Consider the following 24,362-nt stretch of genomic DNA (forward strand, 5'->3'; position numbering starts at 1 on the left):
ACCTGACCTGCGGAGATTCGGACAAATCACCCCGCCGCGCCACCCCGAAACCCCACCCCGCACCCCCTCCCGTGTATACGCTGGGTTATGCGATCGTTGCGATCAGTGGCCGTCGTGGTGTTCCTGCTGACCCTGGTAGCGGGCTGCTCGTCGACGAAGACGCCCCGGGCGACCCCGACCACCGCCACCGACCAGGCGGTGCTCGGCGACTGGCACGGCACCCTCCCGCTGCCGAACCACGAACTGCCGTTCGGCGTGACCTTCGTCATCGGCGGCGCCACCGTCTCCATCCCCGAACAGGGCATCCTCGACAAACCCGCCGCCCAGGTCACCACCGCCCCGGACAGCGTCGGCTTCACCGTCCCCGACCTGCCCGGCCTGCCGACCTACCACGGCCGCCTCGACAACGACACGATCACCGGCACCTTCAGCCAGTCCGGCCACGATCTCCCGCTCACCCTGACCCGCGGCAAGGTCCCCGCGCCCCCGCGACCCCAGGAACCGAAGCCCCCGTTCCCGTACAAATCCGAGGACGTGACCTACCCCAGCGGCACGATCACCATCGCGGGCACCCTCACCCTGCCCGACTCCCCCGGCCCGCACCCCGCGGTCATCCTGATCAGCGGCAGCGGCGCCCAGGACCGCGACGAACAGATCCTCGGTCACAAGCCGTTCCTGCTGCTGGCCGACACCCTCACCAAGGCCGGATACGCCGTGCTGCGCACCGACGATCGCGGCGTCGGCGGCACCGGCGGCGACCTCGCGCACGCCGACTACCGCGATCTGTCCGGCGATGTCGCCGCCGGAATCGACTTCCTGCGCGGCCGCCCCGAGATCGACCGCGCCCGCATCGGCCTGCTCGGCCACAGCGAGGGCGGCTATCTCGCCCCGCTGGTCGCCGAGCGCCCCGACAGCGGCGTGGCCTTCGTGATCATGCTCGCGGGCCCGGCGGTCCCCGGCGACGAGGTCCTCATGGAACAGAACCGCGCCATGCTCACCGCGTCCGGCGCGACCCCCGAGGAACTGCGCAAGCAGGTCGAATTCATCGGCACCCTCACCACATTGGTGCGCGCGGGCGATCCGGAGCAGACCCGCCAGTACCTCGAGAGCCACAACGCCACGCTGCCTCCCGAGCAACAGGCCAGCCCCGGCGCCATCACCGACTACACCTCGCCGAACTTCGGCGCGCTGGTCACCTACGATCCGGCTCCCGCGCTGCGGGCGCTGCGGGTGCCGGTGCTCGCGCTCTACGGCACCAAGGATCTCCAGGTGCTCGCCGCCCAGAACGCCCCCGCGGCGCAGGCGAATCTGGCCGGGGACCCCGACGTCGACGTGCACGTCGTCGACGGCGTGAACCACCTCATGCAGCCCGCGAACACCGGCCTGCCCAGCGAGTACGCGGGCATCGAGACCACCGTGGACCCGCGGGTGCTGGACTATGTGACCGGCTGGCTCACAGCGCGAATCCCGCCCTCTCACTGACGGATTCGAGCACGGCGAACGAGTGCGCGGGCAGCGCGGTGCCCGTGGGCGTCACCGTCACCTCACCCCAGCCCGCCAGGATCTCGCCGATCTGCGGCAGCGTGACGGGTTCGTCGGCGAGGTTGCACAGCAGGTGGATCCGGTTGCGGTGCACGATGATCCAGCGCCGCTCCTCGTCGTAGTCCACCGCCACCCGGGGCAGCCAGGGATCGGTGACGTCGGAATGGGCGCGCCGCAGCCGCAGCAGCGTCCGATAGCAGTCGAGCAGCGCGGCCCGTTCGATCGGTTCGCGCCAATCCAGTTTGGAGCGTTGGAATGTCGCGGGATCCTGCGGGTCGGGGATGTCGGCGGCGGGCCACCCGTGTTCGGCGAATTCGGCCTTGCGGCCCTCGCCCACGGCGGCGGCCAGCTCGGGTTCGGGGTGGGAGGTGAAGAACAGGAACGGGGTTCGCGCGCCCCACTCCTCGCCCATGAACAGCATCGGCGTGTAGGGCGACAGCAGCACCAGCGCCGCCTTGATCGCCAGCTGTCCCTCGGTGAGGTACGCGGCGGGCCGGTCGCCGAGCGCCCGGTTGCCGATCTGGTCGTGGTCGCAGGTGTAGGCGAGCAGCGAACTGCCCGGTACCACAGCGGTATTCAGCGGCCGGCCGTGGACGCGGCCGCGGAAACTCGAGTACGTCCCGGCGTGGAAGTATCCCCGCCGCAGCGTGTCGGCCAGGCAGCGCAGCGAGCCGAAATCGGCGTAGTAGCCCTGTCTTTCGCGCGAGACGGCGGCGTGCACGGCGTGGTGGACGTCGTCGTTCCACTGGGCGTCGAGGCCGTAGCCGCCGCCCGCGCGCGGGGTGATCAGGCGGGGATCGTTGAGGTCGCTCTCCGCGATGAGCGTGAGCGGGCGGCCCAGATGCGCTGCGAGCGTTCGGGTTTCGACCGCGAGTTGTTCGAGCAGGTGGACCGCCCGGTGGTCGACCAGGGCGTGCACCGCGTCCAGGCGCAGGGCGTCGATGTGGAATTCGTCGAACCAGCGCAGCGCGTTGTCGATGACGAATCGGCGCACCGTATCCGATTGCGGGCCATCGAGATTCAGGCTCTGTCCCCAGGTGTTGCGGCCCTCGCTGAGGTACGGCCCGAAGCGGGGCAGATAGTTGCCGGACGGGCCGAGGTGGTTGTAGACCACGTCGAGCGCGACCGCCAGACCCTTGGCGTGGCAGGCGTTCACGAAGCGCTGCAACGCGTCCGGGCCGCCGTACGCCTCGTGCACGGCGTACCAGAGCACCCCGTCGTAACCCCAGTTGTGCACGCCGTTGAACGCGTTGACCGGCATCAGTTCGACCGTGGTGACGCCAAGATCGACCAGGTGGTCCAGCCGTTCGACGGCCGCGTCCAGCGTGCCCTCGGGGGTGAACGTCCCGATGTGCAGTTCGTAGAGCACCGATCCGGCCAGCTGCCGCCCGGTCCACCCGTCGTCGGTCCACCTCCCCGGATGGAGGGTGTGCAGCGCCGAGCGCCCGTGCACCCCGTCGGGCTGCCGCGCCGACCGCGGATCGGGCAGCACGGCCGGATCGTCGTCGAGCAGATACCCGTAGCGCGCCCCGTCCCCCGCCGCGAGTTCGGCTCGCCACCAACCCCGCTCGTCACCCGCCATGGCGTGAACGTCGCCGTCCACCTCGATCCGCACCCGCCGCGCCCGCGGCGCCCATACCTCGAACAAGGTCACCGCACCAGCATGGCATCAGGGGGGACGGTGCGCGCTACTCGCGCCCTCGCTTCAGGTACCGCCCCTCGGGCTTCGTCTCTCGCGCTCCGGGGGCCCGGGGCCCGGACTCGGCCATGGGCTTCGCCCACTAGCGCCCCCGGTCCAGAGTCAGCCTCGACGGCTTCCTCTCTCCCGCCCCGGGGTCCAAATTCGGCCCTGGGCTTTGCCCACTCGCGCCCGGGTCCGGAATCGGCCCAGGAGCTTCCCCTACTCGCGCCCCCGGTCCAGCAGATGGCGCAACTGCTCGAAGTAGGGCAGGCGGGAGCTGTCGAGCCGGACCTTGCCCGCTTCGACCAGGACGGCGAGGGCCTCGGCCTTGCGGGGGCAGTCGTCGGCGTTGCAGCGCCGGTGTTCCTGCCAGATCAGGTGGGCGGTGTCGAGGGTGAGCACGCCCGCGCTCGCGTGGCGGTTCATGACGCCTCCGCCATCCGCGCGCTCCGGCGCGCCGCGCGCCGACCCTGATTCGCGCCCGCGCAGAACGCGCAGATCTTGGTGAACCGTCGTACTCTCGAATCCCGTCGAGACCGCCCGAAACGTTGCGCCCCGGACTCTTCCGATGGACTCATCGTCAACCGCCTCTTGCCGCCGCTAATCTTGGGCATTCGGTACATCCGGAACATCCGACCGTTCGGTCAGCCCGAATCGAGACCTGCTCTTCACACCAAATGCACGTGCAATTGTGCTTGCAGGTGTGCTTGTTCCTGTAGCGTTGCGGTGTTGCCAATAGTTGCCATGGCGACGCAACGGGCGGTGGAAGTTGTTGTACTGAAACGGATTGTTGGCGGTATGAACGACTGGCAGGCATTCGGTGGAGAGTTGCGGCGGCTGCGCCTGCAACAGGACAGGTCGCTACGCAGCCTGGCCAAGAGCATTCGCTACGACGCGGGCGCGCTGTCGCGCATCGAGAACGGGTTGCGCAGACCCCCGGTGCAGATCGCGCAGGACCTCGACGCGGAGCTGAATGCCGGGGGCTCGCTGGTGGCCCTCGCCAACGAGTGCGGCGCGCTCGCGCCCGACGGCATCAGCGCGGCGGCCGCCCGCTCGCTCGCCTTCGCGGACTGGGCGACCGGCGACGACGCGGACCAATTGAGCGTCGACAGCATCTATTACGAGCTCTCCCGGATCGCCACCAGCTATGTGCACGCCGCGCCGCAACCGTTGTTCACCGAACTCCAGTTGCTGCGCGATCAGGTGTGGCAGCTGCTGCGCCGCGGCCCGGCCCCCGAGCGCGCCCGCGAACTGATGTTCCTCGGCGGGGTGGCCATCGTGCTACTGGCGCAGGTGACCGACAATCTGGGCAATTCGATCGCCGCCATGCAGCACGCCCTCGCCGCCGAACGCCTGGCCCAGCGCGCCCGGCACAACGCGCTGCTGGGCTGGGCCGCCGGGGCGAAGGGGCTGATCGCCGAGTGGAGCGGAAATCCTTCGCGCGCAATCGAATTCGCCCGCCAGGGCGCGGCGGTCGCACCGCCCGGCGAGCAGCGGATCCGGCTCGCCGCCCTGGAGGCCCGGTGCGCGGCCCGGCTCGGTCGCGCCGAGGAAGCCCGCGCCGCGGTCGGCCGGGCCCTCGCCGCCGCGGAACAGGCGGGAACCACCGACGACGTCACCGAATTCGGTGGGGTGCTGCGGTTCTCGACGACGAAGGCGGCCTACTACGCGGGCAGCGCCTTCCGGCTCATCGGCGACCACGACGAGGCCGAGCGCTGGGCCGACGAGGCCATCACCGCCTACCGGTGTGGCCCGAGCCACGAACGCAGTTATGGTGACGAGGCATTGGCCCGCATGGACGTGGCCATCGCCCGGATCTCCCGCGGCGCCGTCGACGGCGCGAGCGAGATCCTGGGCCCGGTCCTGGCGCTGCCGCCGGGGCAGCGTATCCGACCGGTGCTCGAGGGTATGCGCCAAGTGGACGCGCATCTGCGCGGCCTGCCCGGCTCCGGGCGCCGACTTCGTGACGAAATCTCCGACTTCAGAACTCCCGAGACATGGACACAGCACTGACCGGTCGCTTCGCCGACCCGATTCTCGACCTCGCCTGCCGCAGTGTGGGTTTGACCGCGCGCTCGGCCCGGCTGCTGCACGCGCATTCCAATACCGTCTACGTCCTGGACCGCGAACGGGTGGTGGTCCGGATCAGCTGTTCGAGCGATCACGGGCTGCGCGCGCGGTCCTCGCTCGCCATCACCCGCTGGCTGGCCGATCGCGGCCTCGCGGTCACCGAACCCGTGGTGGACGAGGCGATCGAGATCGACGGCGCCACCGTCACGTTCTGGCGCTACTACCCGCAGCCCGACGGAAACCGCCCGCCCGCACGGGAACTCGGCGCGATCCTGCGCGATCTGCACGGGCTGGGCGATCCGCCGTTCGAGTTGCCGCGCTACCAGCCGCTGGCCGGGCTGGGGCAGGTGCTCGAGGCGGCGCCCGACGTGTTGCCCGATTCGGATCGGCGATGGCTCGCCGAACGGCGGCGCACGCTCGTCGACCGCTACGAGCGGCTGCCCTCGCGCCTGGGCGTGGGCATGGTGCACGGCGACGCGTACCCGGGCAACACGCTGTGGGACGAGGGGCGGGCGCTGCTCGGCGACTGGGACGAGGTCGCGATCGCGCCCCGGGAACTGGACCTGGTCAACATCTATCAGGGCGGAGTGCGGTTCGGCCGTTCGGCCACCGAACTGCACGAGTTCGGCCTGGCCTACGGCTGGGACGTCCGCGAGTGGCCCGGCTTCGAGGTCCTGCGCGAGATCCGCGACCTGCACACCCTCACCTCCTACATCCGCCGCGCCGAGGCCGGCGACCCAGCGGCCGGAGCCGAACTACGCCACCGCACCCGCAGCCTCCGCGACCCCCGCAGCGGAGACGGCCGCTGGCACGCGGTCGCGTGAGCCGATGCGGCCGGGGGCGACCTGACGCGAGACAGGCGCGGGCACCCGGTCGCGCGAGCCAATGGGACCGCGCGTGGCCTCACACGGGACGGGCGCTGGCACCCGATCGCGTTAGCTGTTGGGACCGGGGGCAGCCTCACTCGGGCGCTGCGGAGTACTCCTGTTCGGGGCGGCCGGTGCTGCCGTAGCGCAGCCGCATGCGCAGGGCGCCCGTCGCCACGAGGGTGGCGAGGTAGCGCTGGGCGGTCGCGCGGGAGACGCCGGTGGCGGCGGAGACCTCGGCGGCCGACATCGGTGTGGATGCGCTTCGGACCGCTTGCAGGACAAGGTCTTTCGTTGGGGACGCCGTCGCCGGGCCGGGGGTGGGCGCCGGGCGGAGCGCGTCCATGGCGGCGTCGATGTCGCGGGCGGTGACGACCGCGGCCGACAGCAGTCGCCGGTAGCGCGCGTATCCCGCCAGCCGGGCCGTCAGCGCCGCCCGATCGAAGGGCTTGACCAGATACGCCAGGGCGCCCGCGGCGAGCGCCGCGCGCACGGTCTCGGCCTCGGTCGCGGCGGTGAGCATCATGGCGTCGAAGCGGATCTCCCGGACCAGGTCCACGCCCGACCCGTCCGGCAGATACACATCGACCAGCGCCAGATCGAACCGTTGCGCGGCGATCGCCGACCGCGCCGCGGCCACCGTGTTCACCACCGCGCCCACCGCGAAACCCGGTGCGGCCGAGGCGATTCCGGCATGCAGATTCGCCACCCGGAAGTCGTCGTCGACCACCAGCACCGTCAGCTCGGCCGCGCCCATGCCGCCTCTCCCTCCACCAGCACGCCCGGCAAGCGGGCGAGGAACTCCGCGCCGCCGAGCCCTTCTCCCCCACCGGACTCCGCCAGCACCACATCCCCGCCCACGGCCCGCGCCGTCTGCCGCGCCAGGGCCAGCCCCACCCCGCGCCCGCCCGGCACGCCGTCACCCGGCTTGGTGGACACCCCCTCGGCGAAGATCGCCGCGCGCGACTCCGGCGGCACCCCGCCCCCGCTGTCGGCCACCGCGAGGTGCAGCGTGGTCCCCTCCTGCACCAGCTCGATCTCCACAATCCGCTCCCTCGCGCCGCGGGCGGCCTCGATGGCGTTGTCGAGCAGATTGCCCATGACGGTCGTGACCTCCACGGGCGCAACGAGATTCGCGTCCACCCAGGTGTTCGGGCCGAGACGCAGGGTGACGTCGCTCTCGCGGGCGTGGGCGGCCTTGGCGGCGAGGAAGGCCTGCAGGTACGGATCGCGCAGGGCGTCCATACCGGGGAGGGCGGCGCCGAGCGGGCCGGAGCCGAGCAGCTCGTCGACGTAGCGGGTGGCCTCGGCCGGGCGGTCGGTGTGCAGCAGGCCGCTGAGCAGGTGCAGGCGGTTGGCGAACTCGTGGCGCTGGGCGCGCAGGACGGTGCTCAGCGACCGGACGGCGTCGAGCTGGCGGGTGAGGGTTTCGACATCGGTGCGGTCGCGCACGCTCAGCACCGCGCCGAGCGGGCGGCCGTCGCGGGTGACCCGGCGGGCGGTGAGCACGACGAGCCGGTCGCCGACCGCCGCGGGCACCGGTCTCTCCTCGGCGGCGCGGAAGACCTCGAGGGTCCGCTCGGTGAGGCCGATCTCGTCGACCGCGCGGCCGCTCACCGCGTCCACGCCCAGCAGGCGGCGCGCCTCGTCGTTGACAACCGTTGTGCGCCAACGATTGTCGACGGCCACAACACCCTCCCCGATGCCGTGCAGCACCGCGTCCTGCTCGCGGACCAGCTCGGCCAGTTCGGCGGGTTGCAGCCCGAGGGTCAGGCCGTGCCAGCGCCGGGCCAGCAGCAGCGATCCGGCGACCCCGGCGAGCAGGGCGACGGCGGCGAACACCGCGCCCCGGCGCAGATCCCGCATCAGCTGCTCGCGCACGGCGGCGGTGGAGATGCCCACGCTCACCTCGCCCACCACGCGCTCGCCGTCCGGTCGCAGCACCGGCACCTTCGCGCGCACCGACTCGCCGAGGGTGCCGCGCTCGGAGATCACCACCTCCGCCCCGCCCAGCGCCGCCGACGGATCGGTGCTCACCCGCTCCCCGAGTCGCCCGATGTCGGGATGCGCCAAGCGAATTCCCGCGTCGTCGGTCACCACCACGTACAGCGCGCCGGTCCGCGTCCGGGTCTGCTCGGCGACCCGCTCGAGCGGCCCGCCCGCGAGTTCGGCCGCCGACTCGGGACCCACCGCGATAGCCGACGAGTAACCGGCGGTCTCGGCCCGGACCGCGGGATCGGCCGCCACCGTGCGCGCGATCGCCAGCGCGCGCTGCCCGTACTCGCCGGACAGGCGCTGCTCACCCACGTACGCGAACACGCCGAACGCGATACCCAGCGTCAGCGCGACGAGCACGACCTGCAGCAACACGATCTGGGTCCGCAGCCGCACGGCACGGCCGAACACCTTCATCGGGACACTTTGTAGCACCGCGCACAGAATGATCACAACGGCTGAGCAGAACGAGCACAACGCGGAGATCGCGAGTTGCGGAGGTTGTGCGCACAACCGTACCGCGGTGACCGCGCTCACTTACGGTCGGTCGCATGACGCTCGACACGACCCACCCCCTCATCGAGTTGCGGGGCGCGACCAAGCGCTTCCCCGGCTCGGGCGGCGGCATCCACACCGCCGTGCGCGATCTCCGATTCACCGTCGCCCCCGGCGAATTCGTCGCCGTCGTCGGCCCCACCGGCTGCGGCAAGTCCACCACCCTGTCGCTGGTGTCCGGGCTGGCGAGGACCTCCGCCGGGCGAACCCTGGTGCGCGGCAAGGACGTCGAGGGCATCCCGCCCGGCATCGGCTACATGTTCCAGCAGGACGCCGTGTTGCCGTGGCGGACCGTGCTCGACAACGTCGCGCTGGGCCCGCGCTTCCAGGGCGCGTCCAGGAGCGAGGCGCGGCGGCGGGCCGCCGAGTGGGTGCGCAAGGTCGGCCTCGCCGGAGTCGAGCGGTACTACCCGCATCAGCTCTCCGGCGGGATGCGCAAGCGCGTGGCGCTGGCCCAGACCCTGGTCAACGAGCCCGAGATCCTGCTCATGGACGAACCGTTCAGCGCGCTGGACGTGCAGACCCGCCAGCTCATGCAGGACGAGTTGCTGCGGGTGTGGACGGGAACCGGCGCGGGGGTCGTCTTCGTGACCCACGATCTCGAGGAGGCGATCGTGCTGGCCGATCGCGTGGTCGTGATGACCGCGAGCCCGGCCACGGTGTGCGGCGACTTCCGGGTGACCCTGGACCGGCCGCGCGATGTCGAACGGGTGCGGCTCACCGACGAGTTCCGCGGCCTGTACGGCGAGATCTGGGGCACGCTGCGCGATCAGGTCGAGGCCGCCCGCGCGAAGGGAGCCCGTCGTGTCGCATGACGTCGTCGACCGGATCGACACGGCCGAAGCGGAACCGGAGGCGGAGTCCGAGGCGGACATCCTCGGGCGGGCGCGCAGGCAGGCCCGCCGCGCGGCGCTGCGCACCTGGGGGCTGCGGCTGGCGCTGGTGGCGCTGTGGTTGGGCGCGTGGGAGCTGACCGCGACGGTGTGGATCGACCCGTTCGTCTACTCCAAGCCGTCCAGGATCTGGGACCGGCTCGTCGAATGGTTCACGCGCGGAACGCAATTCGGCTCGATCTGGGAACAGCTCCTCACCACCGTGGAGGAGGCGGTGCTGGGCTTTGTGATAGGCAGCGTCGCCGGGGTGGTGCTGGGTGTGCTGCTCGGGCGCAGCCGGTACTTCGCGGAGGTGCTGGCGCCGTTCGTCAAGGCGCTCAACGCGGTTCCGCGCATCGTGCTGGCGTCGCTGTTCATCATCTGGTTCGGGCTGGGGCTGGAGTCGAAGGTGGCCACGGTGGTGGTGCTGACCTTCTTCGCCGTGTTCTTCAACGCCTTCACCGGCGCCCGCGAGGTGGACGGCAACGTCATCGACAATGCCCGCATCCTGGGCGCGAGCCGTGGACAGGTGCTGACCCGGATCGTGCTGCCCAGCGCCACCACCTGGATTCTGTCCAGCCTGCACACCGCCTTCGGCTTCGCGCTCATCGGCGCGGTGGTCGGCGAGTACGCGGGCGCGGCCAAGGGCCTGGGTCTGCTGATCTCCAACGCGCAGAACACCTTCGACGCGGCCGGGATCTACGCGGGCATGATCATCATCACGGTGGTCGCGCTGCTGGCGGAGTGGGGTATCGGCGCGGCCGAGGCCCGTCTGCTGAAATGGCGTCCCGCGCAGGCCCGTTCGGCCGGGGAGGTGTGAGACATGCGCTCCCGCAAGCCCTTCGCGCTGATCCTGCTCGCCGTCTGCGCGCTGCTGCTGACCACCGGCTGCCGTGACTCGAGGCGTATCCCGATGGTCGATGGGCATCCCCGGATCACCATCATCGTCGGCGGTCTGGAGAAGGTGATCTACCTGCCCGCCATGCTCACCGAGCGGCTGGGCGGCTTCGCCCGCAATGGCGTCGACGTGAAACTCATCGGGCAGCAGTCCGGGTCCAGCGCCGAGCTGGCGCTGCTGACCGGGGAGGCGCAGGGTGTGGTCGGGTTCTACGACCACACCATCGATCTCCAGGCCAAGGACCAATGTCTGCGCACCGTGGTGCAATTCGCCGACGTCCCCGGCGAGGTGGAGATGGTGTCGAAGGCGGCCGCCGAATCCGTCACCTCCCCCGCCGACTTCCGGGGCCGCAAACTGGGCGTGACGTCGCTGGGCTCGTCCACCGACTTCCTCACCCAGGCGCTCGCCGGGCAGGCGGGCCTGGGCACCGCGGACTACTCGACGGTGAACGCCGGTGCGGGACAGACCTTCATCGCCGCCCTGAACCACGGCGGCATCGACGCGGGCATGACCACCGACCCGACGGTGGCGCAGCTGGTGCGCTCCGGCGAGGGAAAGGTGCTGCTGGACATGCGCACCGAGGCCGGGACGCGGGCCGCGCTGGGCGGGCTGTATCCGGCGTCGTCGCTGTACCTGCGCTGCGACATGGTCGACGCCCACCCCGATATCGTGCAGCGGCTGGCCACGGCGTTCGTGCAGACCTTGCAGTGGATCAGGACCCACAGCGCCGAGGAGATCGCCGCCGTGATGCCGTCGCAGTACGCCTCGGGCGGCAAGGATCTCTACGTCCAGTCCCTGCGCGACTCGATCGGCATGTTCAACGCCGACGGCCTCATGAAACCCGAAGGGGCCCAGAACGTTCTGGCCATCTTGGGCAAGTACTCCCGCTCGGTGCGCCCCGCCCGCGACCGCATCGACCTGTCCCGCACCTACACCAACGAGTTCGCGCGACGGGCGCTGGCGAATCCTCAGTAGGTCCGGGGGCCCGCTCGCGCGAGGCATACAGGGCGGTGCGATCGGGTCCGGACCGCTCGCGAGGGCGTACAAGGCGCGCGATCAGGCCCGGGCCCGCCTCCGCGAGGCGTACAGGGCGTGCGCGGTGAACACCGCCAGCGCCAGCCAGATGAGGCCGAAGCCCGCCCAGCGCGAGGCGGGCATCGGCTCGTGGCCGACCAGGACGCCCCACGCCATTTGCAGTGCGGGCGTGAGGTATTGGAGGATGCCGATGGTCGAGAGCGGGACGCGGGCGGCGGCGAGGGCGAACAGCAGCAGCGGGACCAGCGTCACCGGGCCGGTCGAGACGAGCAGGGCGGTGTGGCCGAGGCCGTGCCCGAAGGTGGCGTGCCCGGTGACGGCGAAGGCGATGACGACGGCCAGCGCGAAGGGGGCCGACACCAGGCCCTCGGCCGCGACGCTGCGCATGGCGTCGAGCCGGATCACCTTCTTCACCAGGCCGTAGGTGGCGAACGAACAGGCCAGCACCAGCGCGATCCACGGCGGTTTGCCGTAGTCCACGGTCAGCACGATCACCGCGACCGCGCCGAGGGCCAGCGCCAGCCACTGCGGCCAGGCCAGCCGCTCCCGGAAGATCACCACCCCGAACAGCACGGTCACCAGCGGATTGATGAAATAGCCCAGCGCGCACTCGACCACATGCCCGGAGGTGACGCCGTAGACGTACACGCCCCAGTTCGTCGCGATCGCGGCAGCGGCCACCGCGGCGAGCCGCCAGGTGGCCGCGTCGATCGTCCGCAGTTCGCGCAGCCGCCCGGTGACCAGCAGCAGCGCCAACACCACGACCAGGGTCCACCAGATCCGCTGGGCGAGAATCTCGACGGGCCCGGCGAATTCGAGCAGGCCGAAGAACGCGGGGAACAGCCCCCAGATCAGATAGGCGCCCGCCCCGAAGACCACCCCGCCCGGCGCGGCGCGCACCGCCGGACCGGCCTCCGTTGGAGACTCACGTAACCGCACCGCAATGACGCTAGTTCCGCCCGGTAATGGTTGTCGAGCGGAATTGCCCGGCCGCCCGGCGCGTCTCACACCCGGATCGCGCACCGTGTGAGGTCCGGGCAATAGCACTGCTACGGGGGGAAATGGCTTGGCCACCACGGAGTGATAGCCACGCAACAGCGCGGTGTTGTCCTGGACACATGAAACTCCCCTCCCTGTTCAAGCCGAAGGCGGTCGCCACCGACGACCGGCCCATCTACGACAAGATCGGCGGCCACGAGGCGCTCGAGACCGTGGTCGAGGATTTCTACACGCGGGTGCTCGCCGACCCCGAACTCGCCCCGTTCTTCACCGGCACCAACATGTCCCGGCTGAAGGGCAAGCAGGTCGAGTTCTTCGCCGCCGCGCTCGGCGGCCCCGAGCCCTACACCGGCGCGCCGATGAAGCAGGTGCATCAGGGCCGCGGCATCACCCTGCACCACTTCGGTCTCGTCGCCGGTCACCTCACCGAGTCCCTGAAGGCCGCCGGGGTCCCGGATGACATTGTCGCCCAGATCATTTCGGCGGTCGCGCCGTTGGCCGACGACATCGCGAGCCCGGCCGCGACCGGCTAGACCGGATCGGCGAGGGTGACCACGCCGTCGAGGTAGCGGTGGCAGCGGCCGACCAGCAGCACCCGGTCCCCGGCCAGGGTGCAGCGCAGGCGGCCGCCGCGCGCGGAGAGCTGGCGCGCGGTCAGATCCGCGCGGCCGAGATCGCGGGCCCAGAGCGGAACCAGCTGGGCGTGGGCGGAACCGGTGACCGGATCCTCGGGCACCGCACCGGGTTTGAAGAAGCGGGAGACGAAATCGGCGGTGTCCCCGGGCGCGGTGAGGACGACGCCGCGCGGAAGTGCCGGGAACGCCGCCACATTCGGCCGGGCCGCGCGCACCTCCGCCTCGGAGGCCACCACCAGCACCTCGTCCTGTCCGGTGAGCGCGCGCAGCACCCGCACGCCCGTCGCGGCCACCAGCGCCGGATCGGGCACCACGTCGACCGACGGCAGGGCGGGCAGATCGAGCACGTACTCGTCGTCGTCGGTGCGCTCGACGGTCAACCAGCCACTGCGCGTGAAGAAGTGCGCGCGGTCCGCGCCCGGATGGATGTCCTCGAGGATCTGCGCGGCCGTCGCCATGGTGGCGTGCCCGCACAGATCGATCTCGTGCTCGGGGGTGAACCAGCGCAGGTGCACGGCCGGGTCGTCGGTGGGCGCGCGCCCGGCGTGCGGCGGCAGAAGCGCGGTGTAGAAAGCGGTTTCGGCGAGGTTGTTCTCGGCGGCCACCTGCTGCAACACGTCGTCGGGCAGCCATTGCGGCAGCGGCATGACGGCGGCCGGATTGCCCGTGAACGGCGCATCGGCGAAGGCATCGATCTGATGCAGCAGGACCTCCATACTGCCGAAGGTACCCGCGACGCCAATCGACACGCGTCACAACGCGATTCACGGCGTGCCATAGCACCTGTCCAGTTCCCTGGACCGAATCCGCGCGGACGTCAGCCCTTTTCGGCGGCGGCGCGCGGCTCCCCGTCGCCGGACAGTCGCGCGCTCAGCCACCACCCGATCTCCACCAGCACGATGCCGATCACGCCGAGCACGGCCGCGGTGCCGGTGAGGGTGACGTTGGAGGGGTCGAGCTTGAAGAAGTGCCTGGTGAACGGGACGGTGAACAGGATCAGATAGCCGGCCACCGAGCCGAAGATCAGCAGCAGTTTCCACCAGTTCCACGGCCGCGCCACGATCGCCAGCACCCACACCGCCACGATCAGCAGGGTGATCAACGCGGTCGTGCCCGCCTGCACCTTCTCGGTCTCGGTCTGGTCGGCTCCCTGATAGGCGATGAGGTAGGCCACGAAGGTCATCGCGCCGATCACCACCCCGGACGGCACCGCCAGCCGCAGCACCCGCGGCACGAAACCCCTTCGCGCCCTTTCGTTGTTGGGCGCCAGCGACAGGATGAACGCGGGGATGCCGATGGTGAACCAGGCGGCGATGGTGACGTGCCGGGGCAGGAACGGATACGGCACCGGGTCGTAGTGGAACCACTGCGAGCCGATGCCCACCGCGCCGACCAGGAACGCCAGCAGCACCGAGTACACGGTCTTGGTGAGGAACAGATTCGAGACGCGCTCGATATTGCCGATCACCCGGCGGCCCTCGCCGACGACGTAGGGCAGGGTGGCGAACCTGTTGTCCAGCAACACGATCTGCGCGACCGCGCGGGTGGCGGGGCTGCCCGAACCCATGGCGACGCCGATGTCGGCGTCCTTGAGCGCGAGCACGTCGTTGACGCCGTCGCCGGTCATGGCGACGGTGTGCCCGCGCGACTGGAGAGCCCCGACCATCGCGCGCTTCTGATCGGGACGGACGCGGCCGAAGGTGGTCTCGTGATCGAGCACATCGGCCAGCTCGTCGCGTTCGGCGGGCAGCTCGCGCGCGTCCACGGCGTGGTCGCCGCCGGTGAGGCCGAGCGAGGCGGCCACCGCGCCGACCGAGACCGCGTTGTCGCCGGAGATCACCTTGATGCCCACGTTCTGTTCGGCGAAGTACGCCAACGTCTCTCGCGCGTCCGGGCGCACCTTCTGCTCGAGCACCACCAGCGCCTGCGGGGTCACCGCACCGGGCGCGTCCGGCGCGTCGACGGGCCGGTCGCCGCGGGCCAGCAGCAGCACCCGCAGGCCCTGCACGCCGATTTCCTGTGCGGTGGAGGCGATTTCGGAGCCCGAGTCGAGCAGCACGTCCGGCGCGCCGAGCAGCCAGTCGCCGTGCTCGCCGTAGGAGAAGCCGCTCCACTTCTTGGCGGAGGTGAACGGGGCGACGGCGGTGGGCCGCCAGCCGGGGCCGTCGCCGGTGGCCTCCCGGATGGCGAGCACGCTGGCGTTGGGGCGCGGGTCGTCGGCGGACATGGCGGCCAGAACTTTTCGCAGCGCGTCCTCGTCGGCGTCGCCGACCGTGCGGATCTCGGCCAGCCGCATACCGTTCTCGGTCAGCGTGCCGGTCTTGTCGGCGCACACCACGTCGACGCGGGCCAGGCCCTCGATGGCGGGCAGCTCCTGCACCAGGCATTTGCGCTGGCCCAGCCGGACCACCCCGACGGCGAAGGCGATCGAGGTCATCAGCACCAGGCCCTCGGGCACCATCGGGACCAGCGCGGCGACCATGCCGTTGAGCGCCGCGCGCCACGACTCGTGGCTGGAGAACAGCTGGTTGTAGATGGTCACCAGTCCGGCGGGAATCAGCAGGTAGGTGATGACCTTCAGGATGGTGTTGATGCCGTTGCGCAGTTCGGAGTCGACGAGGGTGAATTTGCTGGCCTCGGCGGCCAGTTTGGCGGCGTAGGCGTCCCGGCCGACCTTGGTGGCCCGGTAGCAGCCCGAGCCGGAGACCACGTAGCTGCCCGACATCACTTGCGCGCCAACGGGTTTGTCGATGGGATCGGCCTCGCCGGTGAGCAGCGACTCGTCGACCTCGAGCAGTTCGGACTCCACCACCTCGCCGTCGACCACGATCTGATCGCCGGGCCCGAGTTCGATGAGGTCGTCGCGCACCACCTCGCGCGGGGCGATCTCCCGGGCGTTGCCGTCGCGGCGGACCATGGGCCTGGCCTGGCCGACGATGGCCAGTTTGTCCAGGGTCTGCTTGGCGCGCAGCTCCTGCACGATGCCCACGACGCTGTTGGCGACGATGAGCAGGCCGAACATGCCGTCGATGAGCGATCCGGTGGCGAGCACGAGCACGAACAGCACGCCGAGGATCGCGTTGATCCGGGTGAAGACGTTGGCCCGGACGATGTCGGCGGCCGAGCGGCTGGCTCGGTCGGGGACGTCGTTGGTGTGCCCCTCGCGGACGCGTTGCTCGACCTCGGCCGTGGTCAGACCCGGAGACCGCGCCGCCTGCTCGGTGATCGACATGTTCGACAGCCTAGAGCGTTCCGGACACATCGGGCGGTATGCCGTCGGTTTGCCGGGCGCCGCGCGAGCGCATGATGAGCGCGGCCACGTAGTAGGTGCACGGCGCGTCGGAGCGGTTGGCGTAGTGCAGGGCGCGGTCGGCGGCCAGGTACATCGAGTCGCCCGCGCTCAGCTCGACGACGTGTTCGCCGTCCACGGTGAGCGTCACCGTGCCGGATTCGACGTAGAGGAACTCGTGCGAACCCGGAGCGTAGGGCGGATATTCGCCGGGGACGCAGCCGGGCGGCAGCGTCGAGCGGATCCACTCGAAGTTCACCCCCGGCACGACCGGCGTGAGAACGGTGCGCTGCCAGCCCCGTTCGCGCACGACGTCCTGATCGGCGGCGCGGCGCACGATGAGGCGCTCGCCCTCGGGCTCGGCCACCAGCGCCGCCAGCCGGGTGCCCAGCCCGCGGGCGACCCGGTCGAGGACCACCACGGTGGCGGCCTTGTCGCCACGTTCGATCGAGGAGAGCATGCTCACGCTCACCGACGACAGTTCGGCGAGCCGGTTCAGGGTCAGGCCGCGGTCGCGGCGGTGTCGCTGAATGCGCTGGCCCAGGGCGACGAGATCCACCTACACTATAGTAGTGACAGATTCCTCTATAGCGAAATATCGGGCGGGTTCCGAGGCGGATCTGCCCGAGATCGCCGAGATCTACGCCCACTACGTGCGCGAGACGGTGACGACCTTCGAGCTCGACGCGCCCGATCCGGCCGAGTGGCGGCGGCGCTTCGCGGCGATCACCGCGGCCGGATTGCCGTTCCTGGTCGCCGAATCCGAGGGCCGGGTCGCCGGTTACGCCTACTGCGCGCCCTGGAAGCAGCGCCCGGCCTACCGGTACACCGTGGAGAACTCGATCTATCTCGCGCCCCGGGCCGTCGGCCGCGGTCTCGGCGGCGGCCTGCTCAACGGCCTGCTGTCCGCCTGCCAGGACCGCGGGCTGCGCGAAATCGTCGCCGTCATAGCCGATTCCGGCGATCCGGCCTCCCCCGCCCTGCACCGCAGCCGCGGCTTCGTCGACGCCGGGCGGCTGCGGCGGGTGGGATACAAGCACGACCGCTGGATCGACACGGTGCTCATGCAACTGAGTTTGTAAGCGGCTCACGGGTTTCGGCCCCGGCGCCCCGGCAGCCACAGCGACAACACCGTGGCGAGAACACCGAAACCGACCGCCCACCAGAACGCGATTCCGAACGCGGCCCCGACGTCCCCGTGGCGCCCGGCGACCGCGCGTTCGAGGACGACGGCGAGAACCGCGGTGCCGAACGAGCCGCCGAGTTGCTGCACGACCCGGGTCAGCACGCTCGCGTGCGCGATCCGCGCCGGATCGAGGCCCTCGTAGGCGACCGCCATCACCGGGATCATCACCGCGCTCAGCCCGAATCCACGCGCCACGAGCCAGAGCGCGAGCAGCCCGCCGCTAGTGTGGGCGTCGGCGTAGGCGAAGGGAATGGTCGAGAGGGTGACGATGACGAAACCGCCGACGGCGATGGGACGCGCGCCGATTCGATCGGTGAGCGATCCGGTCAGGCCGCGGCTGAGCAGGGTGCCGACGCCCTGCGGAATGAGCAGCACCCCCGCGCCGAGCGCGTCCACGCCGCGCACCTGCTGATAGAACAGCGGCAGCAGGAGCACCGCGCCGTAGAGGGCGAACCCGGAACAGAACATGACCGCGCACGCCGAGGCCACCGAGCGCCGCGCGAACAGGCGGATGTCGACCAGCGGATCGGCGCGCCGCACGGCGTAGCCGGCGAAGGCCAGCACGAGAGCGGCGCCGACGAGGATCGGCGCGAGCGCGTCGGCGTGACCGAAGCCGTTCTCCCGGCCCGCGGCCGACAGGCCCAGGATCAGCGCCACGATGCCGGGACCGAGCAGGACGAAGCCGATCATGTCGAATGTCCTTGGGCCGGAGTCTGTTTCGTCCCGGGGCAGGAACAGCGCGGCGAGGATCAGCCCGGCCACGCAGAACGGCACATTGACCCAGAACATGAACCGCCACGACAGCTGGGTCAGGATCACCCCGCCCACGAGCGGGCCGAGGATCGGTCCGAGCAGGACGGGGAGCGTGATGACCGTGACGGTCCGGCCGAGCGCCTTGCCCCCGGCCGCTCGGATGACGAGCGTCGACATCACCGGCAGCATGAGCCCGCCCCCGGCGCCCTGCACGACGCGCCAGGCGATGAGCGATTCGGCGTTCCACGCCAGGCTCGCGCCGATCGAGCCGACCAGGAACAGGCCGAGCGAAAACAACCACAGCCGCTTGCCCCCGAAGCGGCGCAGCCCCCAGATGCTCAGTGGCACAACCAAAGCCAGCGCGAGCAGATAGCCCGTGGTGACCCATTGGATCGTGCCGACCGCGGTGTGCAGTTCGACGGTCAGTGTGCGCAGCGCGACGCTGACGATCGTGGTGTCGAAGACGACGGCGATGACACCGACGATCAGGATCAGGCCGGTCCGCAGGACCTTCGGATCGATCGTGGCGTCGTCGGTGGGCGGTGATGGCCGATCAGGCGATCCGGCGTCGGCGACGCGGGCCGGAACTCGAGCGGGCGCTGCTGGACGCGGCGTGGGACGAACTCGTGGCGTCCGGTTATGCGGCCCTGACGATGGAAGCCGTTGCGGCGCGGGCGAAGACGGGCGTGGCGGTGCTGTATCGGCGCTGGGCGAACAAGGACGAACTGGTCCGGGCCGCGATCGAACATCAGGGCCGCACCCGCCCGGTCGGCGCGCCCGACACCGGCAGCCTGCGCGGCGACCTGCTGGCCCTGATCGAGAGCGCCAACGCCGGGCGGGCCGGTTTCGCGGCGGTGGTGGGCGCGGCGCTGAACGGGCTGATGGCCGATACCGGGCTCACCCCGGCACAGTTGCGAGTGCAGTTGATCGGCGATCGGCCGCTGTGGTCGGACGAGGTCTACCGGCGCGCCCACCAGCGCGGCGAACTGGACCTGGACCGCGTGCCGCCCGACGTGCTCGCCCTGCCGTTCGATCTGGTGCGGCACGATCTGCTCATGACGATGGAACCCCTTCCGCCCGAACGGATCACGGCCATCGTGGACGATATCTTCCTGCCCTTGGTGCGGGGCACGGGGTAAGGGGGCTCAGCGTTCCGGGATGGGCCCGTCGTCGGGGCCGGAGGCGGCGGTGTCGGTGTATTCGGGCAGAAGCGGGGCCAACCCGAAGACGCCCGCGTCGGCGGGGAGGACCTCGACGGCTCGAATGTCGTTGTGAGTGGCCAACTCTCGGAGGCGGCCGAGGGGGCCGCGGACGACCAGGCCGACCGTGCAGGGGCAGCCGGAGCGGAGGCGGTCCGCCACGACGGCGGTGATCCGGGCCGAACGTTCGTCGGCGGGTGGGGTGGCGCTCAGCAGGCCCGCGGCGGCGCGGGCCGAGGCCACGGCGACCTCGTCTCCGGCGGGGACCGGTATGGTCACGAACGGGGTGGTGACGCGGTCGATCGGGACGTGGTGGACGACCTGGGAGACGCGTAAACCGTTGGCGTGCTCGGGGATTCGGTCGGGGGACAGGCCCGCGGTGAACGACACCAGGGCCCAGTGGTCGGCGGTGTCGGCGCCGTCGAGGGTGCGGTGCGCGCGGGCGAGGTAGTCCGCGACCGGCTCACCCGAAACGGGACCGAGCCGGTCGGTGGACACGACCGCGGGGCGGGGCGGGTAGGCCCAGCCCAGGACCACGATCAGGACCGCGAAAAGCGCTGCGGCCGTGGCCCATACGGCCCAGCGGGCGCGCTCAGGCATGGCGCAGGACGTCGAGCGCGTGCGCCAGATCGGCCGGGTAGTCGCTGGTGATCTCGATCCAGCGGCCGTCGGCGGGATGCGCGAAGCCGAGCGTGTGGGCGTGCAGCCATTGGCGTTCCAGGCCCAGGCGCTCGGCCAGGCGCGGGTCCGCGCCGTAGGTCAGATCGCCGCAGCAGGGGTGGCGGATTGCCGAGAAGTGCACGCGGATCTGGTGGGTGCGGCCGGTTTCCAGGTGGATGTCGAGCAGGCTCGCCGCCTGGAACGCCTCGATCGTGTCGTAGTGGGTCACGCTCGGGCGGCCGTCGGCGGTGACGGCGAACTTCCAGTCGTTGCCGCGGGCGCGGCCGATCGGGGCGTCGATGGTGCCGCTGGACGGATCCGGATGTCCTTGCACGAGTGCGTGATACCGCTTGTCGACGGTGCGTTGTTTGAAGGCGCGCTTGAGCACGGTGTAGGCGTGCTCGGACTGGGCGACGACCATGACGCCGGAGGTGCCGACGTCCAGGCGGTGCACGATGCCCTGGCGTTCGTGCGCGCCGGAGGTGGAGATGCGGTAGCCCATGGCGGCCAGGCCGCCCACGACCGTCGGGCCGGTCCAGCCGACGCCGGTGTGCGCGGCCACGCCGACCGGCTTGTCCACGGCCACGATGTCGTCGTCGGCGTAGAGGATCTTCATGCCCTCCACCGGGGTGGCCTCGATGGTGAGTTCCCGCTTGGGCTCGGGGAATTCGACCTCGAGCCAGGCGCCGCCCGCGAGCCGATCCGATTTGTGCGCGGCCACGCCGTCGATCTGCACCGAGCCCTCCTCGGCGAGCGCGGCGACCGCGGTCCGGGACAGGCCGAGCAGCCGGGACAGTCCGGCGTCCACCCGCATTCCGTCGAGCCCGTCCGGGACGGGCATGGCACGCGTCTCCCTCATGCGCCGCTCCCCGCCGGGGTCTCACCACCGGAACGCGTGCCGTCCGGCTCGAAGCCGAACACCGTCAGTGCCACGAGCAGGATCGCCCCGCACACGATCGCGGAGTCCGCGACATTGAACACGGGCCACCATTTGGTCACGGCGATGAAGTCCACCACATGACCCTGCAACGGCCCCGGCGCCCGGAACAACCGATCCACCAGATTCCCCACCGCACCCCCCAACACCAGCCCCAGCCCCACGGCCCACCCCACCGACCGCAACGACCGCCCGATCCGGATCACCCCGACCACCACCGCCGCCGCGATCAAGGTCAACAGCCAGGTCATCCCGGTCGCCATCGAGAACGCCGCCCCCGGATTACGCACCAGCGTCAACCGCACGACATCCCCCACGATCGAAATCGGCTCCCCCGGCGTCATATTCGCCACGACCAGAGCCTTGGTCCCCAGATCCACCGCGAAGATCACCCCCGCCACCACCAGCAACGCGGGCAACCGCCGCGGCCGTACGGCGGTGGCCCCATTCAACGCGGGCGAAACCGCCTCGGCCTCTTCCTCGTTCGACACGTGCCCCTCTTCGTCTCCATCCGCCGCGCGGCCCACCGCACTCGCCTGCGTATCCGATGCCCGGCCATCCTCGGCCCTCGACACCCCGGCGTTGTCGGTGCCCTCTCCCGCACCCGGCCCGTGAGCCTTCTCGATGCCCGACGCTCCACCGACCGCGGCGCTCGATGCGCGGCCGTTTCGGGTGCCCGGCGCGTGAGCCTTATCGCTACCCGGGGCGCGGACCTTCTCGATGTCCGACGCGTCACCGACCGCAGCGCTTGATGCGCGGCCGTTCTGGGTGCCCGAGGCGTCAGCCTTATCGGTGCCGGTGCGGACCTTCTCGGTTCCCGACGGGTGGGTCGCCTCGGGGGCCGAGGTGCGGATCTGCTCGGGGCCGGGGGTGCGGTCCTCCGGGGTTCCCGGGGTGTTCTCCGCCGGGGGGTGGGGCCCTTCGCTGTGCCCGGCGTGTTCTTCGCCAGGGGGTGGGTCGGTCGTCACAGGGGACATCATCCCTCATGGGGGTGGTGGGGCCGTCGGTCGGCGGGGCGGTGGGGGTGGGGTGGGTCGCGTCAAAGGTGATTTTCAGGAACCGGTCGTACCCTGTTCGGCGTGACGGTGTTGTCTTCTCGCCCCCGCTCGACGCTCGGGACGATCGTGCGCCCCGGCGGTGCGCGGTCCGCCCGGTCGGGGGTGGTGGTGATGGTGCTCGCGGTGGCGTTGTCGGCGCTCGGTGTCGGCTGCTCCGATCGGCCCGAGTCCACCGGCGACACCGATGTGGAGCCGTCGGGGCTGGGGCAGGAGGTGACCATGCCGATCGCGGCGGCCACCACCACCGTGCTCGATCCGGGGGCCGAACCGCGCTCGACGCTGCGGTCGGTGGTCGCGCCGGGCACCGCGCAGCAGGTCACGCTGCGCACCGACCACCACATCGAACAACAGCTCAACGAGCAAGCGGTCCGGGACTTCTCGCCGCCCTCGGTGACGATCCCGCTGACCGCCCGCGTCGATCAGGAGGGCGTGGACCTGACCCTGGGCACGGTCACCTCCCCGGATCCGACGCTGGCCGAACAGCTGCTGTCGGCCGACGGCTCGCACGCGGGATTCGACTTCGCCGAACCGGGTTCGGTGACCGCGCTGCGGCTGGCCCCCAAGCCCGCGACCCCCGACACCGCGCGGGCCGCGTTGGAGCAGGCGTTCTATCAGGCCGTCTACCAGTCGATCACGCTGCCCGAGGAACCCGTGGGCGAGGGCGCGGTGTGGACCGTGCGCCATCAGATCTCCGACGACGTCCAGCTCGACCAGGTGACCACGGCCACCCTCACCCGGCGCGAGGGCGACCTGCTCACCATCGACCTCGATATCACCCAGACCCCCAAATCGAAGGTCTGGAACATGCCCAACAACGCGGGCGCCCTCGACATCGTCGACTACGCCATGCACGGCACCGGCACCATCCAGGTGGATCTCGGTCTGCCGCTGCCGGTTTCGGGCACGGTCACCCTCGGCGGCCACAAGTCCTACCGCGACCCGCGCAGCGCGGTCCTGCTGCGCCAGAACCTCAGCACGCAGGTCCGATGGGGCGACTGACGCGCACCGGGTGGCTGTTGATCGGAGCCGCGGTCGCCGTCGCCGGATGCGGTACGGCACAAGACGATTCGCTGCCCGGCTTCGGCCCCCAGGTCACCGCGAAACCCGCCGCCACCGCACCGGCCACCGATTCCGCGGCCCTGCGCGCCCGCCTGCTGACCGCCGCGGATCTGCCGCCCGGCTTCTCCGAACTCGAGGACGCCGGACCGGGCAACGGCGCGCAACAGCCCGTGGACCGCTCCCGCACCGACCCCGCCGCGTGCGCCAAGGTCCTGTCCCCGATCGCCGATCAACACGCCGGGGCGAGCGCCCGAGCCGAGGCCCACTATTCGTCGGCGGATTTCACCAGCGTCGACGTCGACGCCGCGAGTTACCCGGGAGACGGTGCCGCGCAAGCGTTCTCGGCGGCGCAGACGCTGATCCGCCAGTGCGGCAAGTACTCCGGAACCGACGCCGACGGCACGGAGGTCTCCTACCGCGCGGGCGGCCTCGACCAGCCCTCCGCCGGGGACGCCTCCGCGTCGTTCCAGATCCGCACGACCAGCTCCGGGATGACGTTGTATTCCGGGGCCACGATCGCCGTCGTGGGCGGGACGGTCGTCCAGATCGCCCGCACGTCCACCGCGCCGGTCGATACGGCCGCGCTGCTGCGTGGTCTGACGATGACGCAGGTCATGCGATTGCAGGGCGTGGCCGGGCCCTGAATTTAATCGGATGCGTCGGGACGTTTCCCGCTGCTACGGTCTCCGATCATGTGGTTCTTGTTGTTCTCCTGAGTGCTCTGAGCGCGTAACCCGGTGCCCATCTCGGCCCGAGGTTGAGATCCGTTGCCGCCCTGCGGTATTCCCACATGTCTTCAGGAGGTCCACATGCCCGCAACCCATCGCTCACCATCCGAAGATCCCACCCCCTCCCGCCGCGAACGTCGCCGCAAGAAGGGTTCGCCCGAGCCCACGACCCAGGTGAAGTTCGCGGGCCACGCCCGAGTCGCCGTCCCCGCCCGGCGAGACGCCAAGTTCCGGCGCAAATGACGAGGGTCCTCGTCGTCCGGCCCGGCGCACGCCCGCCTCCAGGCCGTGCGCGCAGGGTACGTGCTCGACGCGGGTCGCCAGGGCCACCATTTCCCGCATGCG

Annotated in this window: 24 protein-coding genes; 12 read left to right on the plus strand and 12 right to left on the minus strand. The window is 70.9% G+C overall.

Features of this window, described 5'->3' with window-relative positions; translation table 11 throughout:
• Window positions 1-87: 87 nt before the first annotated feature.
• Entirely contained in the window at window positions 88-1,482 is a 1,395-nt protein-coding gene (locus ACWDSJ_RS18400) for an alpha/beta hydrolase family protein (RefSeq protein ID WP_450033266.1), read from the plus strand.
• Here the strand turns inward: ACWDSJ_RS18400 and treZ are convergent.
• Together treZ and ACWDSJ_RS18410 are read right to left on the minus strand one after the other, a co-directional pair.
• On the minus strand, window positions 1,454-3,196 hold the full coding sequence (gene treZ, locus ACWDSJ_RS18405; protein WP_450033267.1) for a malto-oligosyltrehalose trehalohydrolase: 1,743 nt from the start codon (window positions 3,194-3,196) through the stop codon (window positions 1,454-1,456). The two genes, ACWDSJ_RS18400 and treZ, sit on opposite strands and share 29 nt — an antisense overlap.
• 246 nt (window positions 3,197-3,442) lie before the next feature.
• A complete protein-coding gene (locus ACWDSJ_RS18410; protein ID WP_387361735.1) occupies window positions 3,443-3,649 on the minus strand; it encodes a hypothetical protein in 207 nt (68 codons plus the stop codon).
• 372 nt (window positions 3,650-4,021) lie between these two features.
• On the opposite strand from ACWDSJ_RS18410, the gene ACWDSJ_RS18415 reads away from it, so the two are divergent.
• Together ACWDSJ_RS18415 and ACWDSJ_RS18420 are read left to right on the plus strand one after the other, a co-directional pair.
• A complete protein-coding gene (locus ACWDSJ_RS18415) occupies window positions 4,022-5,236 on the plus strand; it encodes a helix-turn-helix domain-containing protein (RefSeq protein WP_450033268.1) in 1,215 nt (404 codons plus the stop codon).
• Window positions 5,221-6,117, plus strand: a complete 897-nt coding sequence (locus ACWDSJ_RS18420) for a phosphotransferase enzyme family protein (protein ID WP_387361731.1) — start codon at window positions 5,221-5,223, stop codon at window positions 6,115-6,117. The genes ACWDSJ_RS18415 and ACWDSJ_RS18420 overlap by 16 nt, the downstream gene beginning before the upstream one ends.
• A gap of 136 nt (window positions 6,118-6,253) precedes the next feature.
• On the opposite strand, the gene ACWDSJ_RS18425 is transcribed toward ACWDSJ_RS18420, so the two are convergent.
• Window positions 6,254-6,916 (minus strand): response regulator, encoded by a 663-nt coding sequence (locus ACWDSJ_RS18425; RefSeq protein WP_450033269.1) that lies wholly within the window; start codon window positions 6,914-6,916, stop codon window positions 6,254-6,256.
• Window positions 6,898-8,571, minus strand: a complete 1,674-nt coding sequence (locus ACWDSJ_RS18430; RefSeq protein WP_450033270.1) for an ATP-binding protein — start codon at window positions 8,569-8,571, stop codon at window positions 6,898-6,900. The genes ACWDSJ_RS18425 and ACWDSJ_RS18430 overlap by 19 nt, the downstream gene beginning before the upstream one ends.
• A gap of 134 nt (window positions 8,572-8,705) precedes the next feature.
• On the opposite strand from ACWDSJ_RS18430, the gene ACWDSJ_RS18435 reads away from it, so the two are divergent.
• From ACWDSJ_RS18435 to ACWDSJ_RS18445, 3 genes are read left to right on the plus strand one after another with little or no spacing between them, the layout of a single operon-like run.
• Window positions 8,706-9,524: an ABC transporter ATP-binding protein gene (locus ACWDSJ_RS18435; protein WP_450033271.1), complete on the plus strand. Its 819-nt coding sequence runs from the start codon at window positions 8,706-8,708 to the stop codon at window positions 9,522-9,524.
• Window positions 9,514-10,401 (plus strand): ABC transporter permease, encoded by an 888-nt coding sequence (locus ACWDSJ_RS18440; RefSeq protein ID WP_450033272.1) that lies wholly within the window; start codon window positions 9,514-9,516, stop codon window positions 10,399-10,401. Before ACWDSJ_RS18435 ends, ACWDSJ_RS18440 begins: the two co-directional genes overlap by 11 nt.
• 3 nt (window positions 10,402-10,404) lie before the next feature.
• Window positions 10,405-11,454: an ABC transporter substrate-binding protein gene (locus ACWDSJ_RS18445; protein WP_450033273.1), complete on the plus strand. Its 1,050-nt coding sequence runs from the start codon at window positions 10,405-10,407 to the stop codon at window positions 11,452-11,454.
• A gap of 81 nt (window positions 11,455-11,535) precedes the next feature.
• On the opposite strand, the gene rarD is transcribed toward ACWDSJ_RS18445, so the two are convergent.
• Entirely contained in the window at window positions 11,536-12,453 is a 918-nt protein-coding gene (rarD, locus tag ACWDSJ_RS18450) for an EamA family transporter RarD (protein ID WP_450033274.1), read from the minus strand.
• Between the two features lie 179 nt (window positions 12,454-12,632).
• On the opposite strand from rarD, the gene ACWDSJ_RS18455 reads away from it, so the two are divergent.
• Complete coding sequence (locus ACWDSJ_RS18455; protein ID WP_450033275.1) at window positions 12,633-13,046, plus strand: group I truncated hemoglobin; 414 nt, start codon at window positions 12,633-12,635, stop codon at window positions 13,044-13,046.
• On the opposite strand, the gene ACWDSJ_RS18460 is transcribed toward ACWDSJ_RS18455, so the two are convergent.
• From ACWDSJ_RS18460 to ACWDSJ_RS18470, 3 genes are all read right to left on the minus strand, one after another.
• Complete coding sequence (locus ACWDSJ_RS18460; protein ID WP_450033276.1) at window positions 13,043-13,864, minus strand: PhzF family phenazine biosynthesis protein; 822 nt, start codon at window positions 13,862-13,864, stop codon at window positions 13,043-13,045. The two genes, ACWDSJ_RS18455 and ACWDSJ_RS18460, sit on opposite strands and share 4 nt — an antisense overlap.
• Window positions 13,865-13,965: 101 nt before the next feature.
• A complete protein-coding gene (locus ACWDSJ_RS18465) occupies window positions 13,966-16,380 on the minus strand; it encodes a cation-translocating P-type ATPase (RefSeq protein WP_450033277.1) in 2,415 nt (804 codons plus the stop codon).
• A gap of 10 nt (window positions 16,381-16,390) precedes the next feature.
• The gene (locus ACWDSJ_RS18470) at window positions 16,391-16,996 is read right to left on the minus strand and encodes a helix-turn-helix domain-containing protein (RefSeq protein ID WP_450033278.1); all 606 of its coding nucleotides are present in this window, start codon (window positions 16,994-16,996) and stop codon (window positions 16,391-16,393) included.
• A gap of 13 nt (window positions 16,997-17,009) precedes the next feature.
• Between ACWDSJ_RS18470 and ACWDSJ_RS18475 the strand changes: the two genes are divergently transcribed.
• A complete protein-coding gene (locus ACWDSJ_RS18475; RefSeq protein WP_450033279.1) occupies window positions 17,010-17,519 on the plus strand; it encodes an N-acetyltransferase family protein in 510 nt (169 codons plus the stop codon).
• Between the two features lie 5 nt (window positions 17,520-17,524).
• Here the strand turns inward: ACWDSJ_RS18475 and ACWDSJ_RS18480 are convergent, their stop codons facing one another.
• Window positions 17,525-18,898, minus strand: coding sequence for an MDR family MFS transporter (locus ACWDSJ_RS18480; protein WP_450033290.1), 1,374 nt, complete (start codon window positions 18,896-18,898; stop codon window positions 17,525-17,527).
• Between the two features lie 23 nt (window positions 18,899-18,921).
• Here ACWDSJ_RS18480 and ACWDSJ_RS18485 point away from each other — a divergent pair, with 23 nt between their 5' ends.
• Window positions 18,922-19,515, plus strand: a complete 594-nt coding sequence (locus ACWDSJ_RS18485; protein ID WP_450033280.1) for a TetR/AcrR family transcriptional regulator — start codon at window positions 18,922-18,924, stop codon at window positions 19,513-19,515.
• Between the two features lie 6 nt (window positions 19,516-19,521).
• On the opposite strand, the gene ACWDSJ_RS18490 is transcribed toward ACWDSJ_RS18485, so the two are convergent.
• Genes ACWDSJ_RS18490 through lspA form a run of 3 tightly spaced genes read right to left on the minus strand, consistent with a single transcriptional unit; the run spans window position 19,522 to window position 21,624 of the window.
• Window positions 19,522-20,175 (minus strand): hypothetical protein, encoded by a 654-nt coding sequence (locus ACWDSJ_RS18490; RefSeq protein ID WP_450033281.1) that lies wholly within the window; start codon window positions 20,173-20,175, stop codon window positions 19,522-19,524.
• A complete protein-coding gene (locus tag ACWDSJ_RS18495) occupies window positions 20,168-21,094 on the minus strand; it encodes an RluA family pseudouridine synthase (protein ID WP_387361692.1) in 927 nt (308 codons plus the stop codon). The genes ACWDSJ_RS18490 and ACWDSJ_RS18495 overlap by 8 nt, the downstream gene beginning before the upstream one ends.
• Window positions 21,091-21,624 (minus strand): signal peptidase II, encoded by a 534-nt coding sequence (gene lspA / locus ACWDSJ_RS18500; protein ID WP_450033291.1) that lies wholly within the window; start codon window positions 21,622-21,624, stop codon window positions 21,091-21,093. The genes ACWDSJ_RS18495 and lspA overlap by 4 nt, the downstream gene beginning before the upstream one ends.
• A 627-nt stretch (window positions 21,625-22,251) precedes the next feature.
• On the opposite strand from lspA, the gene ACWDSJ_RS18505 reads away from it, so the two are divergent.
• From ACWDSJ_RS18505 to ACWDSJ_RS18515, 3 genes are all read left to right on the plus strand, one after another.
• Complete coding sequence (locus ACWDSJ_RS18505) at window positions 22,252-23,229, plus strand: hypothetical protein (protein WP_450033282.1); 978 nt, start codon at window positions 22,252-22,254, stop codon at window positions 23,227-23,229.
• On the plus strand, window positions 23,217-23,933 hold the full coding sequence (locus ACWDSJ_RS18510) for a hypothetical protein (RefSeq protein WP_450033283.1): 717 nt from the start codon (window positions 23,217-23,219) through the stop codon (window positions 23,931-23,933). The genes ACWDSJ_RS18505 and ACWDSJ_RS18510 overlap by 13 nt, the downstream gene beginning before the upstream one ends.
• A gap of 165 nt (window positions 23,934-24,098) precedes the next feature.
• Window positions 24,099-24,260, plus strand: coding sequence for a hypothetical protein (locus ACWDSJ_RS18515; protein ID WP_450033292.1), 162 nt, complete (start codon window positions 24,099-24,101; stop codon window positions 24,258-24,260).
• Window positions 24,261-24,362 lie beyond the last annotated feature (102 nt).

Source organism: Nocardia sp. NPDC003482 (assembly GCF_053588115.1).